The 17588-nt window shown below is 30.6% G+C and carries 13 protein-coding genes; 2 read left to right on the top strand and 11 right to left on the bottom strand.

Features of this window, described 5'->3' with window-relative positions; all coding sequences use genetic code 11:
• Window positions 1-13: 13 nt before the first annotated feature.
• From EGM88_RS04720 to EGM88_RS04710, 3 genes are all read right to left on the bottom strand, one after another.
• Window positions 14-1066: a nucleoid-associated protein gene (locus EGM88_RS04720; RefSeq protein ID WP_123896826.1), complete on the bottom strand. Its 1053-nt coding sequence runs from the start codon at window positions 1064-1066 to the stop codon at window positions 14-16.
• A gap of 71 nt (window positions 1067-1137) precedes the next feature.
• Window positions 1138-1821 (bottom strand): TapB family protein, encoded by a 684-nt coding sequence (locus EGM88_RS04715; RefSeq protein WP_123896825.1) that lies wholly within the window; start codon window positions 1819-1821, stop codon window positions 1138-1140.
• A gap of 130 nt (window positions 1822-1951) precedes the next feature.
• A complete protein-coding gene (locus EGM88_RS04710; protein ID WP_123896824.1) occupies window positions 1952-2536 on the bottom strand; it encodes a ribonuclease HII in 585 nt (194 codons plus the stop codon).
• Window positions 2537-2630: 94 nt separating this feature from the next.
• Here EGM88_RS04710 and EGM88_RS04705 point away from each other — a divergent pair, with 94 nt between their 5' ends.
• Window positions 2631-4604 (top strand): putative porin, encoded by a 1974-nt coding sequence (locus EGM88_RS04705; protein WP_123896823.1) that lies wholly within the window; start codon window positions 2631-2633, stop codon window positions 4602-4604.
• A gap of 76 nt (window positions 4605-4680) precedes the next feature.
• On the opposite strand, the gene nhaC is transcribed toward EGM88_RS04705, so the two are convergent.
• Window positions 4681-6162 (bottom strand): Na+/H+ antiporter NhaC, encoded by a 1482-nt coding sequence (nhaC, locus tag EGM88_RS04700; RefSeq protein WP_123896822.1) that lies wholly within the window; start codon window positions 6160-6162, stop codon window positions 4681-4683.
• 169 nt (window positions 6163-6331) lie between these two features.
• Between nhaC and EGM88_RS04695 the strand changes: the two genes are divergently transcribed.
• Entirely contained in the window at window positions 6332-6910 is a 579-nt protein-coding gene (locus EGM88_RS04695) for a DinB family protein (RefSeq protein ID WP_123896821.1), read from the top strand.
• Window positions 6911-6941: 31 nt separating this feature from the next.
• On the opposite strand, the gene EGM88_RS04690 is transcribed toward EGM88_RS04695, so the two are convergent.
• The 7 genes from EGM88_RS04690 to EGM88_RS04660 form a co-directional block, all read right to left on the bottom strand.
• Window positions 6942-7370 carry a DUF6526 family protein gene (locus EGM88_RS04690; RefSeq protein ID WP_123896820.1) on the bottom strand — a complete coding sequence of 143 codons (429 nt, stop codon included), beginning with the start codon at window positions 7368-7370 and terminating at the stop codon, window positions 6942-6944.
• Between the two features lie 43 nt (window positions 7371-7413).
• On the bottom strand, window positions 7414-8505 hold the full coding sequence (locus tag EGM88_RS04685) for an acyltransferase family protein (RefSeq protein ID WP_123896819.1): 1092 nt from the start codon (window positions 8503-8505) through the stop codon (window positions 7414-7416).
• Between the two features lie 17 nt (window positions 8506-8522).
• Window positions 8523-9839 (bottom strand): sugar MFS transporter, encoded by a 1317-nt coding sequence (locus tag EGM88_RS04680; protein ID WP_123896818.1) that lies wholly within the window; start codon window positions 9837-9839, stop codon window positions 8523-8525.
• Window positions 9840-10211: 372 nt separating this feature from the next.
• On the bottom strand, window positions 10212-12368 hold the full coding sequence (locus EGM88_RS04675; protein ID WP_123896817.1) for an alpha-galactosidase: 2157 nt from the start codon (window positions 12366-12368) through the stop codon (window positions 10212-10214).
• Window positions 12369-12452: 84 nt separating this feature from the next.
• On the bottom strand, window positions 12453-13826 hold the full coding sequence (locus EGM88_RS04670) for an alpha-L-fucosidase (RefSeq protein WP_238988377.1): 1374 nt from the start codon (window positions 13824-13826) through the stop codon (window positions 12453-12455).
• Window positions 13804-16170 carry a glycoside hydrolase family 95 protein gene (locus EGM88_RS04665; RefSeq protein ID WP_123896816.1) on the bottom strand — a complete coding sequence of 789 codons (2367 nt, stop codon included), beginning with the start codon at window positions 16168-16170 and terminating at the stop codon, window positions 13804-13806. The genes EGM88_RS04670 and EGM88_RS04665 overlap by 23 nt, the downstream gene beginning before the upstream one ends.
• Before the next feature lie 4 nt (window positions 16171-16174).
• On the bottom strand, window positions 16175-17578 hold the full coding sequence (locus EGM88_RS04660) for a sialate O-acetylesterase (protein ID WP_123896815.1): 1404 nt from the start codon (window positions 17576-17578) through the stop codon (window positions 16175-16177).
• Window positions 17579-17588 lie beyond the last annotated feature (10 nt).

The raw sequence follows: 17588 nt of genomic DNA, 5'->3' as shown, positions 1-17588 counted from the left end.
TTAACAATTAGTATCAATCTTCTTCATTAAAATAAACTTTATAATATTTCATTTTACGTTCCTCGTCATAGCCTTTTTCTAAATATTCTTCGGCAGCATCAGGAGCATCTATATCTAATTTTATTTGAATATTCGTATCTAGTTTTATTTCTGTTTTTATCTTTTTCTTTTGCTTTTTTACAACAGCTTCTGAAATAGAAAATTGATTTCGAACTAATACACCATTATTTTCTTCAAATTGCTTTTTATAATCATCAAACAACTCTTTTTTATCTTCTTCTTCAAAAATAGTTTCTTTAAAATCATGAACATTTACAGTTTCATTTTCTTTAAAAAAGTCTATTGTTTGTGCTAAAAATTGATTCTGTTCTTGATTTCCAAATTCTTGTTTTATTACTTCTTCTGAAAAATCTTTACACAAATCGATATATACTTGTGTATGACGATTACTATCGTCTGCAAATTTTATATTAAGAAAATTTTGAATCCAATATTGAGCATCGTAATTATTATTATCTACCGTTAACACTGTGTAGCCTGCATCATCTTGTGAATTTATCACCAAACATCCTTTGTCAACTTTTTTAGTACTAATTCCCTTTTGAACAAAAACATCAAAACTATTATTCTCTAAATAGGTCTGAAAAAATTCAGCTTTATTTTCTATTTTAAATATTCCTAATGCTTGTGTATTTACCTCTCTATATTCAATATCTTCAAATAAAGCAATAATAACATCTCCAGTTTTTATCTGTGCTGAATTTGACTGTTCGTAAAGATGATTTACTATGTTTTTAGAAATCTCAATAAAACTATCTTCATCATCTTTAAATAATTGTTGAGCATAACTATTTATCTCATTTAAATTAATATCAGCATGATGATTAAAACGATAACTCTCTGTAATATTACCAAAAGGTTTTAACAAAAACGGTTGCATTAATTTATAGCTATCTTCATCAAACGTAACTACATCTTCTGAAAATACATTTTTAGCCTCATTAAACTTATTACCTACTTTATGAATTATAAATTTAGAAATAAATGCCTTGTTTCTTTTAATCATGATATTGAAAATTACAGGACGGCAAATGTAAGGTTACCATTCCGAATTTTCAATTTGTACAGTAGATTTTATTAATTGATTTTTGTCAACTCTTGATATCCTGTGAGTTTACCCTTTTTATTATAGGATTCAGATTTTACAACAACTTTATCTTTATTATACCATTCTACACCACTTCCTTTAACTTTTAAAAATCCTATTCTACTTTCAAAATCATAAGCTATTTTGGTACATGCAAAAGATCCTGCTGAAGTTGTAATCTCTTCTTTACCTAAAACTTTTCTATTGCTGATATTTAGAGTTGCTGTAACTATTTTTATATCATTATTATATACTTTTACTGTAATTGCTCCTTCGTTTAAATTGACTGTAGACTCCATATTATTTGGAAATTCGAGTAAATTTCCCTGCATTTCAACATTAAAATCATTACTACTATAATTAGCAATTTGATTGTTATCAAAAAAGCGAATCATATCTATAGCAATTATACCATCAGCACATAAGACCTTGTATTCTGAACTTACTGTAGTTTCTTTATCTGTAACTGTTGTAAATTCAATTACGGCTGTAATTTTACCTTCTAAATTACTTACAGTTTTGGTTTTATGCGAGTTTTTTGAAATTTCTTTACCTTTTTTGTCAAATTGAGTATATTCTAACAAGGTTCCTTCTTTAAAAAACAAACCATTACAATCTTGAGACATTGTAGTGAGTGTAAAAAATAGAAAGAACCCAAGTAATACATTTTTCATGATTAAATATTTAATTCAGTATAAATTTTAGGTAATAATACTGATGTTAACAAACTTAACTAAAGAATTACACTATATCTAGTAGAAAAGAAAAATAGGGGAAAAATCCCCTATACTTTTAAACAGCAAATTATGAATTGGTAAGTAACCGAAATGTTTTACGATGATGGATTGTAACCCCAAATTCTTCAATAGCTAAACGATGCTGTTTTGTAGGATATCCTTTGTTTTTCTTCCAATTGTATTGAGGAAAATCACAATGAATTTTCTCCATATATTCATCGCGATACGTCTTTGCTAAAATAGATGCAGCAGCAATGCTCATAAACTTACTATCTCCTTTAACAATTGTTTGATGTGGTATTTTTTTATAAGGCTTAAATTTATTGCCGTCTACAATTATAAATTCTGGCTCAACCTTTAGCTGTTTTATAGCCTTATGCATGGCTAAAATAGAACTTTGTAAAATATTAATTTTATCTATTTCATCTTGCCAAACAAAGCTAACTCCATAAGCTATTGCTTGTTTTTCAATAAATGGCCTTAATTCTAAACGTTGTTTTTCTGACAATTGTTTAGAGTCATTTAAAAAAGAATGTTCAAATTTCTCTGGTAATATAACAGCAGCCGCTACAACAGGCCCAGACAAACACCCTCTACCTGCTTCATCTGTACCAACTTCTAACTTTACCCCTGAAAAATTTAGTTTTAACATAGTTTTCAAAAATAGTTTAATTGTTAAAATGAATATAAAATTTTAGCAAAAATTTATCAAACAATTATTTTACCTTTGTCGCAATTGTTATTCTATGAACAAATTCTGTTTTCTAATTTTTAGTTTACTTTTTAGTAGTTTGGTATCTGCCCAAATCATTCCGGGAGATCCAAATAATATTAATGGTGGTTATGGGGAAAAAGAAAGAGACTCTATTGATGACAGAATGATAGATGTACAAATTAGTGGAAAAACACATTATACAGACTATAAAGTTATTTCTCCAAAAGGTGATACTACATATGTTGACACCACCTTAACAATACAAAAAGACTATAAGTTCAATTATTTACGTAAAGATAATTTTGAACTAATGCCTTTTCATAATCAAGGACAAACATTTAATAATTTAGCTTATGATTTTTCTGAAGTTTCTTTATTTCCTAAAATGGGAAATAGAGCAATTCATTATAATTATTATGAGATAAAAGACATTAATTATTACAAAGTACCTACACCAACATCTGAATTGGCTTACAGAACAGGACTAGAGCAAGGACAATTTTTAGATGCCTTTATCACTTTTAATACTTCAAAACGGCAAAATATTTCTATTGCTTATAAAGGCTTACGGTCTTTAGGAAAATATAGAAATGCATTAAGTAGCCATGGAAATATGCGTTTTACATATAGTTATAGAACAAAAAATGATGCTTACGAACTAAAAACTCATATTACGGCTCAAGACTTAACAAACCAACAAAATGGAGGCTTACCTGAGTTATCTTTAGAGTATTTTGAAACTAAAAATTCTAATTTTAATGATAGAGGAAGACTTGAAACTAATTTTACTGATGCTTCAAATTCATTGAGAGGTAACAGATATCATTTGGAACATGATTATAAAATTTGGCATCGAAACGATACTGTAAAAAACAAAATAAGTTATTTAAAAGTTGGGCATATTTTCGATTATGAACGCAAGCATTATTACTATACTCAAGATTCTGAAAATTCAATGTTTGGTGATGCTTTTGATTCTACCATTGAAGATAAACTTAATTACATTACACTGAGAAATGATGCTTTTGTTGCTTTGAAATCTCCATTAGTTTTAGGTGAAGTACAATTTAAGGCATCACATTATAACTATAATTACAATTATAACAGTGCCGCTGTTCTTGGTGATAACAACATTCCTTCCTCAATTAAAGACAACTCTATTTCAGTTGGGGGTTCATGGCGAACCTACTATAAAAAATTCAATATAAATGTTGAAACAGCAACTACGTTAACAGGAGAATTCACAGGGAATTATTTTAAAGCTTCTGCTAGCTTTAAACAAGATAGTCTTTTTACTTTTAAAGGAACTATATTAACCAATAGCAAATCTCCAAACTTAAATTTTCAATTAAATCAAAGTAATTATATTAATTTTAATTGGTTTGAAAATTTTAAAAATGAAAGAACCAGAACACTATTGTTCGATTTAAAATCAGACAAAATTTTAAACGCCACTGCACAAATTACACAAATTGACAATTACACTTATTTTGGGGACACTATTAGCAATAATATTGCCGAGGTTAAACCTTTTCAAGCGGATATAACTATAAATTATCTAAAACTAAAAGTTTCTAAAGAATTAAGATTAGGAAAATTTGCCTTAGATAATACCATAATGTATCAAAAAGTAGCTCAAGGAAGTTCTGTTTTTAAAGTGCCTGATTTTATAACTAGAAATACCTTATATTTTTCAGATTATTTATTTAAAGGAGATCCGTTATATCTGCAAACAGGTGTAACCTTAAAGTATTTTACTGAATTTAATGCTGACAGTTACAACCCTGTATTGTCAGAATTTTACCTTCAAAACGAACAGAAAATTGGTGGCTATCCTATGTTAGATTTCTTTATAAATGCACAAGTTCAACGAACAAGACTATACCTAAAATTTGAACATTTTAACTCAAGTTTTAGCAAAACAGCCAATTACTACTCTGCTCCAGATTATCCATATAGAGATTTTGTGATACGTTTTGGATTAGTTTGGAATTTCTTTATTTAATTTTAATTAAACCTTCAGCAAGACTTTTTAAATAAAGTTAGCAAGTAAAAATTAGTTAAATCTTGTCAAGAAAAGATTATTTTTTATCTTTTAGCATCTTAATTTTAATATTTAATGCTGCAAATAGCAAGCTCATAAAAGGGCTTAACCAATTAAAAATAGCATAGAAAAAGTACTCACCTACTCCAACACCTAATACACTTGATTGGTATGCTCCACAGGTATTCCATGGAATTAAAACTGAAGTTACAGTTCCTGAATCTTCTAAGGTTCTACTTAAATTTTCAGGAGCCAAACCTTTATCTTCATATGCCTTTTTAAACATTTTACCAGGAATTACAATTGCTAAATATTGATCTGAAGCAACAATATTTAACCCAAGACAGCTAATGACTGTACTTGTAAATAATCCAAAAATTGAAGAAGCTAAACTTAAAAGAGATTTTGTAATTCTTGCTAAGGCTCCAATTGCATCCATTACTCCACCAAAAACCATAGCACATACTATTAGAAAAATAGTCCACAACATTCCTTTCATACCTCCAGAACTAAATAATTCATTTAATTTTTCATTTTCTGTAACTATTTCTGTATCAACAAAAATGGCATTAACTATTGATTTAAAATTACTTTCTGACAAACTATGTAACACATCAGATTGAAAGATAAATGCAAAAACTGCCGCAAGCAATACCCCAACTGTTAATGCTAATAATGGCTTAGTTTTCATCAATATCAAAGCTATAACAACTAATGGAACAATAAACAAATATGGTGTAATATGAAATGTAGAATTTATAATACTTAGCAAACCACTAACATCTGCACTTCCGCTTGTATAGGTGGTTACACTTAGTATTCCAAAAACTATTAAAGTAATTAAAATTGTAGGTACGGTTGTTATTGACATATACTTAATATGCGTAAACAAATCAGTACCTGCCATTGCTGGAGCAAGATTTGTAGTATCACTTAAGGGAGACATTTTATCGCCAAAATATGCTCCTGAAATTACAGCTCCAGCAATCATTCCTGTAGGGATACCTAATGCTGTGCCAATACCAACTAAAGCAATTCCTACTGTTGCAGAAGTAGTCCAAGAACTTCCTGTAGCTATAGAAATAACTGCTGCAATAATTACAGACGCAGGTAAAAATATACTAGGACTCAACAATTCCAAACCATAATATACCATTGCGGGAATAACCCCACTGACCAACCAGGTTCCCGCCAAAGCTCCTACTAAAAATAAGATTAAAATTGGTACAAAAACACTTTTCCAATTTTCCCAAATTTCTGCAATTATTATATTTAATGCAACCTTATTGTAAAATCCAACAACTGCTGCTACACCACCTCCCATTAGTAGAATAAACTGATTAGAATATTCTCCTAACCACTCTCCATCCCTATAGAAAATATTATAAGCCAATAATGCCACTAAAATAATAACTGGAATTAACGCTTCCCATATATTTAGTTCTTTATTATCTATAATATGTTGAATAGACTCTTTAGATGCAATGTCTATTTCAGAAATATTCTTTTTATCTTCCATTGGGATTGTTTTGCATTGTAATGATACGAAAAAAAATGAAAACAGGTAAATAATCTAAAAAGGAGAATTATATAAAAAAACATTCACATGTTTAGAAAACTGTAAAAACACTCATTATCAACAATTTATTTATAATTATTATCTTTAATGCAAACAAAACTATTTTATTATGAAAAAATTTAGCATTTATTTCACCCTTGGATTACTTGTAATGAGTACAATTGCTTTTGTAAAATTTGAAAGCAAAACTACAAAACCGGATAATACCAAAACTTATTTTAAGATGTTAGTAGAGTCTAAATCTTATACATTACAAATAGCTGAAGCTATGCCTGCTAATAAATACAGTTTTAAGCCTACTGATTCTGTACGAAGTTTTGGAGAACAAATGGCTCATATTGCCACCTCTTCTATATTTTTAATTGATTTATTTGTAAAAGGAAAACCGATGCCAAGTCAAGAAGATTTTGCTACAGCGGCTACAAAAGAATTAGAAGTATCAACTTCTAAAGAGGCTTGCATACAAGCTCTTAAAGAATCTTATGACCTCATTATTAATACTTATAAAAACATGAGTGATGATGAACTAAATGAATTTTTTATAGTTCCATTTGACCCTGAACAACCAGCTTTTACTAAGGATAAGGCCTTTCAATTTGTAAACGAGCATACTGCTCATCATCGAGGACAAGCTTTAGTATCTTTAAGAATGCAAGGTATTAAAGCCCCAAATTACAAATTGTACTAATTTGTTAGACTCCTCTTAATGAGGAGTTTTTTTATACTCTGTAATAATCACCTTTCCAATTAACTATTAATTTTTTAATTTTTTTTGAGGGTAACTTTTCTTCAACTGCTCTTCTTGCTAAATTAGGAAACTCATCATCAGATGCAAACCGTAAACTAATAATTTGCGACATTTCTAATTTAGTATCTAAAGGTTTACCTGTTAGTAAATAATGTCTAAAATTTTCTTCTGCTTTTATTGCTCTATCTTGAGCTTTTAATGCTGATAAGCGTGCTAGTAGCATAACCACAAGCATCAAAAATGCAAGCACTACTAATAAAGAAGAACTAAACAAATTTCCTTCGGAGAAATATACCAGATTAACTATAGAGCTAATAAGAACAATTAAACCTAATGGTATAGCCAAAAAATGAAAAAGAGGATGGAAACGTGAGTGATTTTTATAATTCTGAGTGTTCATAATCTCAAATTCTAAATTGTAGCATAACAACGAATATACTCAATTAAACTTTAATAAAAATCTTTTTCTTATACATTGTATACCCTAAAGCCAAGAAAAATAAAACTACAGTTAAAGCATAAAGTAAAGAAGCTAATTTATCTATAGAAATCCAACTGGTATAAAAAGTTTGATACAACCACGTATGAATATTTAAGTTTTCTCCTATTTTAGTACCATAAAAAGTTTTTGCAATAAACCCTGATAAGAAAAAAATAGTAATTGCATTAGTGCCTACATATTTAAAAATATTTCCCCCATTAATTTTCTTAACATCTGTAATATAGTATACCAATGCTAAAATAACAGTTGCCCAACCGCTAGTTACTAATACAAAACTACTAGACCAAATTGCTTTATTTAATGGAAACCAGAAACTCCATATATAACCAACAATTAATAATGCAACGCCTGTGGTTAACAAATACATTGTCTTTTTTAACTCTTGTAACGCTAAAATTTTCCCTATTAATATTCCTGAAATAGTAGAGGCAATAGCGGGTAATGTACTAATTATCCCTTCAGGATCATAATCTTTTTGCCACATGTGCTTACCTAACACATTTAAATCTATATAGTTTGCCCAATTATTAGGAGCTCTATCAAAGGTTGGTGCAGAACCATCAGGTAATGGCACAAAGCCAAGAAACAACCAATAGCCTATTAAAATTGTAATTGCTATACCAAGCAATTGCTTCCAGTTAAAATTAAGAAATAAAATTGCTGATACAAAAAACACAATACCTATTCTTTGCAATACGCCTGGAAAACGTAAACTTTCAAAATCTTTAAAAAAAGGCCAATATGGTAAAAACAAACTCAAAAACAATCCTAAACCAATTAATTTTAAACTTCTAACCGTAATTTTTTTATAAGTAGACCACGTATTTTCTTTATTTTTATAAGCGTAAGAAATTGAAATACCAACGATAACTAAAAAGAAGGGAAATATTAAATCAGTTGGTGTTAACCCATGCCATTGAGCATGTCGTAATGGTGGATAAATATGCGACCAACTTCCTGGATTATTTACTAAAATCATAGCAACAATAGTCAGTCCTCTTAGAATATCTACCGATTCAACTCTATTTTTCATAATAAAGATGTTAAAAATTATTTCTTTTTAAACCCTAATTTATGACCCCAAATAGAGTAATAAAGTATTATCGCATAACAAGGTAACAATATCCAATAACTACTATTTGCTGCAGTTGCCATAGCATCAGGCTCAGCTACACCAGTTGCCATTAACGCATGTTTACTTGAATCAACTATTCTACCATATAACGGAGGTATTATTGCCCCACCAGAAATAGCCATTACTAATAATGCAGAAGCAGTTTTAGTAAATTTACCTAACCCATGTAAGGTTAATGGCCAAACTGCAGGCCAAACCAATGCATTAGCAATACCTAAAGCCGCAACAAACAGTACTGAAGTAAAGCCCGTAGTCATTAATACACATGCAGAAAAAACAATACCTAGTGCTGCACTAATTTTTAGGGCTAACCCTTGGCTGAGATATTTTGGTATTAAAACAACTCCCAAGGCATACATAAATACCATAGCCATTAAAGTATAAGATGTAAAACTTTTAGCTTCTTCACCCGGCAATCCTATAGATATACCGTAATTAATAATAGTATCTCCTGCAATTACCTCAGCACCAACATAAACAAATAAGGTTAGTACCCCTAACCACAAATGTGGAAATTGAAAAATACTAGTTTTAGCAGTTTCACCTTCTGCAACTTCTTCATCAACATCTCCTTCAACTTCAGGTAGAGGAGCTTTTAGAATTAACAACGCAAAGAGGAATAATACAACCGCCATAGCAATATATGGCATTACAACGCTATTTGCCATAGTATCTAACAATTGCATTTTTTCATTTGCAGAAACAGAATTTAATTGTTCATTTACATCGTCTATACCAGACAGTAATAAAGCCCCAAAAACTACAGACCCCAAAGCTCCGGCTACTTTATTTGCAATTCCCATCATTGCAATTCGTTTCGCACCACTCTCAATAGGGCCTAAAACGGTTACATAAGGATTAGCGGCAGTTTGTAATAATGTCATTCCTGTTCCTTGAATAAATATACCTGCCAAAAACATCCAATAGGTTCTGGCTTCAGCTGCTGGAATAAATACCAAGGCTCCAATGGCCATTATTATCAAGCCAATTGACATTCCTTTTTTATACCCTACTTTATTCAATAAATAAGAAGATGGTAATGCCATAACCACAAAAGCTACATAAGAAGCTGTTGCTACCAAGTAGGCTTGTGTTTCAGTTAATTCATTAATGGTTTTCATAAATGGAATTAAAACTCCATTAATCCAAGTTACAAATCCGAAAATAAAGAACATAGCTCCTATTATGAGCATAGGTATTAGGTTGCTATTGCTTTTAGAAGAGGTTGACATAAATTTAATTGTTTAGGTTAATTTTAAAAGGACGGTAATTTACTAAATAAATTGAATACAATATACTTTTTTCTACAATTGACATTACAATTTCGTTAGACAGTAATCTATCAAGGTTTTACAAATTTGTTTTTACCTAAAAACTTTAAAATGAGCTATCTTTTTAACAGTTATTTTAATTGAAGATTAATTACAAATCGGTTTTAGACCTAGTTTTAACAAAATTTAGTATATATTATTACAAATTGTCAGTATCAACCAATTCTAAAATATAAAAGGAATATTTAAAATTAAATTTTAAATATTCCTTTTATATAAATCTACCGAATTAGAAATAAATATTTCAGTTATTTTATAAAGTTTATCGTTTGATTATTTAATTACAAACCACGTATAACTATTTGCTGGAATTTTCACTTCTAATTCTACCTCATACTTTCTATTTAATTGATATTTCTTTCCTTTTTTCTTTCCTTTTTCTGAAATAATAGCCTCTTCAGTAATACCTGTATAATACAGTGGTACTTTAATTACCTCATCTATAGTAGTATTTGTAGGATTAAACAACATTAAAAATCCTTTTTCAGAAATATTAGGATTTGCATGCATAAACCCATCCCACGATCTACCATTTGGTCTTCGAATATGAATAATGTCAGAATTTAATATTTCTCTATATTTTTTATAATGATTAATTTGGTCAACAACTAATTCTTTAGTTTTTTCTGTATCATAAAGGCGTACACCTCTGTAAGCTGCTTGTACACCAGCTCCATAATTTTGAACCATATGAGCCTCATATGAATCTAAATGTTTATTTAAAGGCTCTATGGTTGCTTCCTTTCCTCCTCCATGATATTCTGTTAAAGGAACAAATATCCATCCCATAGATGGTGTTTTATCCCAAGTACCATCATAAATATTTTGCCTTCCTAATATAATTTGCTGTTCACGAGGTAACGACCAATTTACTTCTCTATAGCCAATACCACATTTATTAGAACCTTTTAAATAATAAAAATCAGGTGCATTTAAATAAATCCTTTTTTCTTTTAACCAATGGTAAAAGTCTGTAATCATTTTCCATTGTTCCCATTGAGAGTCTTCATAACCTTTATGATATTTATGAGTTGTAGAAGCACAAAAATCACCAGGATATGGACCATCATGTTCCAACACATCAAAACCTGTTTGGTCTATAAAATATTTTAATTTTTCTAAATAACTATGCCCCCATTCGGTAGCTAAACAAGGAGCATTACCGAATTTTGCACCTCCAGGTTGTCCTGTATTTTTATCTATAACATCAACCTCGTTACTAATTTTTCGACTAGAAAAAAGTGAGTATCCTCCTAATTTAATACCTTTACTATGTGCGTAATCGGTCAAATTTTTAAACTTTCTAATATTTACAGCAGTAGTATCTTCCATATTTAACCCACTTCCAAAACTTAAAATAACCATCTCGTAACCGGTCTCCTTACACTGATCAATAGCAGAAACCACTTCAGTAGAATCTGTACTAGTTAAATGCATAAAAATAGGATTCTCTGTAGTCCATGGAGCTAACAAACGATACATTTTACGTTTACTTAATGAATTTCTCTCTCTATCTGTACCATCTAATAACAGTTCATAAGTATGAAAACTTTCAAAACTTTCATTGGGTTGTAGTATTCTATCTGGTCCTACTTGTAATTTACTTTCTAACAAACATGGTATTTCTAAGTTATAATTTACTTGAGAAGTATATTCAGGATCTTTTTCGTAAAAAATAGTATGGTTGGCTGAACTAGCCGAAAATCCACCAAAAGCGTAATCACTTTCAACGTGTATGTTCGGTCGCATCCATTGTTCTGGTTTATCTACAGGATTTTCAGGCTCTGGAAAAGCTAAAATTTCATTTTTAAATCCATTTATTTTAATTGATTTAGAACTATTATTTTCAATGGTAATCCATTTAGAAATTAAAGGAGCTCCATTGTAAATCTCGTAATGTACAAATACTTTTATTTTCTTTAGATGAGGAGACTTATGTCTAAATTCTAAGACAATTTCTCTTCCTGTAGCATAAGCCTTAGTTGCTAAATTAAATTCTTTATTCTTACTCCATTTTATTTTTCTATCAATGGGTTTATCTGTATAATCTTTAAATTGAAATGCATTTTCATCTGCTTCTAAATTATCAATCCATTCATTTTTTAAATACCCATGTTCCTTAAGACCAGTTAATCCTCCAACAGCATAAGTTATTCCATCAATTGTAACCTCAGCTTCTGGTTTAATACTTCTTAACATGGTTTCACCAGTAACATCATTTTTAAACTCTACTGTGGCCGCATTGGGCGTCATCCTTATTTTTCTAGTTATTAAACCATTTGTTAAAACAACATCCTTCCCTTTATTAAAAACTTGAGCTTCGTAGACAGTGTTGTCTATCAGCCAATCGTTAGTTTTATTAATTATTGCTGTAAAACTAAGAATGAATACAACACCGATTAGTGCTGTTATTTTCAAAAGTGGTTTCATTATTTGTATTTATTAAAGTGTTTAGCTTAAATACATATAACGTCTCCTATAAATATTTGGTATTTAATCAGTGTAAGATGTTTTTTAATTACTTTCTATAACGGCTCCGTCCTCTCGGTACAAATCAATAACACCATCTAACAATAAGGCAATAACAGTCATATGATTATCCAAGACATATTCTGGAACTTGAATGTAAGTAATACCTGGATAATGACTCCAATATACTTTACTTACAACCTTATGTGCTAGTTTTGTACCTTCACCTACCACCCAAATACGATTAATTTTGTTTTTTAAACCACGAATAACCACTTCGCCTTTTGGATTTCCTTTTACAAATAAATAAAGTATGGTTTTATCTTTTGACAATGTAGTTGGACCATAAAAATGCTCTTTAGGAATTCCACCAATTGTACCATAAATAGCTTCTTTATGCTTATGTGTCCATTCTCCAAACTCTTCTAAAATCTTAACTTGTTCTTTAGGGATTGTACCATCTCCTTTTGGACCAATGTCTAATAATAAATTACCTCCATTACTGATAACATCGGTAAATATTCCAATAATTTGATCTGTTGTTTTGTAATTATGATCATTTTTTTGATACCCCCAAGAATCATTCATAGTCATACATAATTCCCAATATTTACTTTTAGGTGGGGTAATTGGCATACCTTGTTCTGGAGTAGCATAATCTCCATGTTCACTAAGACGTGAGTTTAATATTGCATTTGGATTTCTATCCAATAACATCTTACGCACTTTAGGAGCTTCCCATTCGTCTGAATTATGCTCCCAATCACCATCAAACCAATACAAATCAGGATTGTAATTGTCTGAAATTTCTTTAAGTTGCCCTTGATAATAATTTAAAAAATTTTGCCATCTTTTAGGTTTATCCTGAATATTATAACGAATAGAGTCTCTAGTAAAATGGGTATAATCTTTATAAGACCAATCAGGTAATGAATAGTAAATACCTACTTTTAAATTGTTTTTTCTTAAAGCACTAACAAAAGGTGTTAATATATCTTTTTTTGATGTAGCGGCATCCACAGAATTAAAATTCCCATATTTTGTATCCCATAAAGCAAAACCATCATGGTGTTTAGAAGTAATAACCGAATATTTTGCTCCACTTTTTTTTATCAATTCTGCCCAAGCAACCGGATTATAATTTTTAGCTGTAAATCCCTTTGTTTGTTTTAGGTAATCTTTATGTGAAATATACCCATTAAAAAAAGACCAAGACTCGTCTATTCCATTAACACTATATAATCCCCAATGAATAAAAATGCCCAGTTTTGCATCTTTAAACCACTGCATTTTTTCCTGCTCAACTTTTAATGAATCAACACTCTGAGACCAAGAAAACATTGTAGATAATAAAAATACGCAAATTATAGACTTTTTTATTACCTGTTTAATTCCGTTATATTTCTTCAAGATTTTCATCTAACAATGTTTTTTTATTTTTTATTAATTGAATTTCAACTTCCTTATTATTGTATTTAATTTTCACCAATTTATCCGTTAATGGCACCAAGTTTAATTGTTTTAACAAACCTTCTTCCCACACAATATCAACTGTAATATTACCTCTTGCCTTTAATCCTGTAATGTTACCATTTTTCCAATTATTAGGTAGCGATGGTAATATCCTTAAAAACCCTTCATGGGATTGTAATAAACATTCTGCAACACCTGCCGTGTAACCAAAATTTCCATCAATTTGAAATGGAGGATGTTCATCGAATAAATTATCAGCAACTGAAATCTGCATAAATTTTGTAATATTTTCTTCTGCAGATTTAGCATTCAACAACCTAGCATTCATATTTATCATCCATGCTCTACTCCAACCTGTACCAGCTCCACCGTGTTCTAATCGATAATCTATTGTTTTTTGAGCCGCAACAAAGGCTTCTTTTGTTTGTGATGTTATATCATTACCTGGGTGCAGTGCATATAAATGCGACATGTGTCTATGTCCTTTTTCAGGTTCTTCATAAGGTTCATTCCATTCTAAGATTCTACCATCATCACCAACAACTACACCTGGATGTAACTTCTCTTTTTTAGCTTTCACCTCTTTCACAAAATCATCATCTATTCTTAAAATTTCGGCTGCAGCCAGCGTATTATCAAAAACTTCTCCTATAATTTGATGTCCCATAGCACTACCAAATGATATTGCTGCAGGTTTTCCATCTAATGCTAGATATGAATTTTCAGGTGATGAATCTGGGCTAGAAACCCAAGTCTTTGATTTTTCATCCCAAACCAACCAATCTAAATAAAACTCAGATAAGCTTTTCAACGTAGGGTAGGCTCTCTTTTCTAAAAACACTTTATCTTCAGTAAATTGATAATGCTCCCAATAATGTTGGCCTGACCATCCACCTCCGTGAATCCAAGCCCCCCAATAAGCCCTTTCTGCACGCATCCATGGTGTAGCCCATAAGTCTGTAGCATGATGAGCAACTGTACCTCTTTCAATTCCATATTGCTCTTTTGCAGTACTCTTTCCTCTATCAAAAACCTTATCTAAAAAGTTAAAAAAAGGAATATGTAATTCACTTAAATTAGTAACCTCAGCTGGCCAATAATTCATTTGTAAATTAATGTTTAAATGATAATCTGCATTCCAAGGAGCTTGTATATGTTCATTCCATAACCCTTGTAAATTTGCTGGATTTGTTCCTTCACGTGAAGAAGCTATCAACAAATAGCGTCCGTACTTAAATAATTTGGCTGCTAAATCAGGATCTTCACTACCCTCTTTTATACGTTTTAAACGTACATCAGTAGGTAAACTATCTAAACTCGAATCACCCAGATTAAAATCAACTCTATTGTATAGTTCCTGATAATCCTTTACATGAGTATCAAGTAATTCCTTAATCGATTTTTCAGTAACGTTTGTTAGAGTTTTAGTATTTTCAGTCTCATAATCATCATGATAAAAAGAAGTATTTGCTACTACATATATCGTAGCTTGTTTGACATTTTTTAATTCTAAAATTTCATCTTTTGCAATTACCTCACCTGAATTTGTAGAAACTTTTAGCCGTGTTTCAAACTCTACACCATAATCTATAGGGAATGGTTCAGAAAACTTTTTACCACCATATTGAGTTACCATTCCTTTCATGCTTATTTCACTTTCAGAAGGGTTTGAGATTATAACAGTTTTATGCCCATTATCCTCTGGACGATTCATCTTTAAAGTAAAGCTTAAACCTTCGGGATTATTAGTTTCTAAGGTTATAATGAGTACATCATCTGGATTTGAAGCAAAAACGTTTTGAGTAACTTTATGTCCATTTGAATTATAAACAGTTTTAGCAATAGCATTGTCAAAATCTAAAGATCTTTTATAATTGGTCACTTCGCTCTCACCTTCAAAATCAATAAACAAATCACCCATAGTTTGGTGCGACCTTAAAACTGATTTATATGAAAATTTTTCTATTATTAGTTGATCAACTTCATGAGATTTTCCTACTGCCAAAAGTTCACGAATTTGTTCTAAATCATCCTTATTCCCTTTCGAATTACCCCAGTCTGGACCACCTGGCCAAAGTGAATCTTCGTTAAGTTGAATACGTTCATAGTTGGGATCACCAAACACCATAGCTCCTAAACGACCATTACCAACAGGCAAAGCTTCCATCCATTTAGTAGCAGGTTGGGCATACCAAATTTCTGTTATGGGTTGCTTTACTTCTTGCTTTTGACATGAGATTAAACCAAAAAGCACGAAGAATATTATTAAGATTTTGATTGATTTTATCATCTTATTACTTTAACTCAATTTCCCAATTATCAGTTCTAAAAGCTGATGCAGGCAATCCTTCTTTATTAAAAAGATTTGGCAATGCTCCATTAGAAAATGCAAAACGCACTGCAACAGGTTTTTTTACATTTTTAGATGAGACAACAACGGTGTTCTTCACAATTTTTGCTTTTGCAGGATAAAATTTTTGATCATCACCTGCAATGTAAAATTCTTTTAATTCCTTTCCTTTTTTTAGAAGTCCATTATCTGCGTAATCAAAATTCAAGATTATTTTTCTTTTATAAATTTCCATAGACTTATAAATAGGGCCACTGTATACTATATCTTTTTTACCATAGTGTTTTGTTAATGCCCATAATGCCAATCGGCTGGCAACATCTTGCTTATTTGTTGGATGAATATTTTCTAAATTACCAATATCATTAGTAACTACCATTCCTGTATTTGAAACGGCTAACATTGTTTTTAATTGAGCATCACGTATAATTGCAGCATCTACCCCTTTGGGATTATCATACTTATAGGGGGCTATTTGCACAAAATAAAATGAAAAATCTTTATCAAAAGCTTTACGCCATGAATCAATTAATAAAGGGAAAGATTTATAATAAGAAAATGCATTTTCTCTATTAGATTCTCCTTGATACCATATAACACCAGCAATATTAAAATTCAAAAGCGGATAAATCATTGCATTATAGGTAAGTCCTGTTTCATTTGGCCACCAAGGTTTTGGTGTAAGTTTTTTTGCTGCTTCTCGCAATGTCTTATTTTTATTCAATAACTGTTCGGATATCCAAGTTTCAATTGGAGTACCTCCCCAATTACTACTGATAAGCCCTACAGGAACGCTTAATTCTGTGTGTAATTTTCTACCAAATAAATAAGCAATAGAACTAAAATTTTTCATCGTTTCTGGAGTACAAACCATCCATTTACCTTTAGTATTTTCTTGTGGTGTTAGTGCTGTATGATTAAAAACTTGGAAAAATCGGATTTCAGGAAAGTTTGCATTTTTTATTTCTGTTTCTGCATTATCAAGCCCTTGAAGTGGAGTCCATTCCATATTTGACTGACCAGACCCCAACCAAACTTCTCCAATCAAAACATTCTTGAGAATCACTTCTTCATGTCCTTTTATAGTTATAGTATATGTACCTCCTGCTTTAGGAGTTGCTAATTTCCCACTCCATTTTCCTTGATAGGCTTGAATTTCAATGGCATGGGCACTCCATGACGGCGTAATGGTTATTTTTTCATTAGGATTCGTAGTCCAGCCCCAAATAGTAACTTCTGATTGCTGTTGCAACACCATATTATCTGATAAAATTGATGGTAGCCAAATTTCAGCAAACGAATAATTGTAAAACAATAATGTGATAGTAATAAAAAGAAGTTTTTTCATTTGATATGGT

Origin of the sequence: Aureibaculum marinum (assembly GCF_003813905.1) — a bacterium.
GTDB classification, from domain to species: Bacteria; Bacteroidota; Bacteroidia; order Flavobacteriales; family Flavobacteriaceae; genus Aureibaculum; species Aureibaculum marinum.
The sequence above is the reverse complement of the archived record's forward strand: the minus strand, read 5'-3'. Positions and strand labels throughout refer to the sequence as shown.

What these genes read in the sequence shown, in the direction of transcription:
- EGM88_RS04720 (WP_123896826.1), bottom strand. Translation starts at nt 1,066, where the DNA reads ATGATTAAAAGAAACAAGGCATTTATTTCTAAATTTATAATTCATAAA.
- EGM88_RS04715 (WP_123896825.1), bottom strand. Translation starts at nt 1,821, where the DNA reads ATGAAAAATGTATTACTTGGGTTCTTTCTATTTTTTACACTCACTACA.
- EGM88_RS04710 (WP_123896824.1), bottom strand. Translation starts at nt 2,536, where the DNA reads ATGTTAAAACTAAATTTTTCAGGGGTAAAGTTAGAAGTTGGTACAGAT.
- EGM88_RS04705 (WP_123896823.1), top strand. Translation starts at nt 2,631, where the DNA reads ATGAACAAATTCTGTTTTCTAATTTTTAGTTTACTTTTTAGTAGTTTG.
- nhaC (WP_123896822.1), bottom strand. Translation starts at nt 6,162, where the DNA reads ATGGAAGATAAAAAGAATATTTCTGAAATAGACATTGCATCTAAAGAG.
- EGM88_RS04695 (WP_123896821.1), top strand. Translation starts at nt 6,332, where the DNA reads ATGAAAAAATTTAGCATTTATTTCACCCTTGGATTACTTGTAATGAGT.
- EGM88_RS04690 (WP_123896820.1), bottom strand. Translation starts at nt 7,370, where the DNA reads ATGAACACTCAGAATTATAAAAATCACTCACGTTTCCATCCTCTTTTT.
- EGM88_RS04685 (WP_123896819.1), bottom strand. Translation starts at nt 8,505, where the DNA reads ATGAAAAATAGAGTTGAATCGGTAGATATTCTAAGAGGACTGACTATT.
- EGM88_RS04680 (WP_123896818.1), bottom strand. Translation starts at nt 9,839, where the DNA reads ATGTCAACCTCTTCTAAAAGCAATAGCAACCTAATACCTATGCTCATA.
- EGM88_RS04675 (WP_123896817.1), bottom strand. Translation starts at nt 12,368, where the DNA reads ATGAAACCACTTTTGAAAATAACAGCACTAATCGGTGTTGTATTCATT.
- EGM88_RS04670 (WP_238988377.1), bottom strand. Translation starts at nt 13,826, where the DNA reads ATGAAAATCTTGAAGAAATATAACGGAATTAAACAGGTAATAAAAAAG.
- EGM88_RS04665 (WP_123896816.1), bottom strand. Translation starts at nt 16,170, where the DNA reads ATGATAAAATCAATCAAAATCTTAATAATATTCTTCGTGCTTTTTGGT.
- EGM88_RS04660 (WP_123896815.1), bottom strand. Translation starts at nt 17,578, where the DNA reads ATGAAAAAACTTCTTTTTATTACTATCACATTATTGTTTTACAATTAT.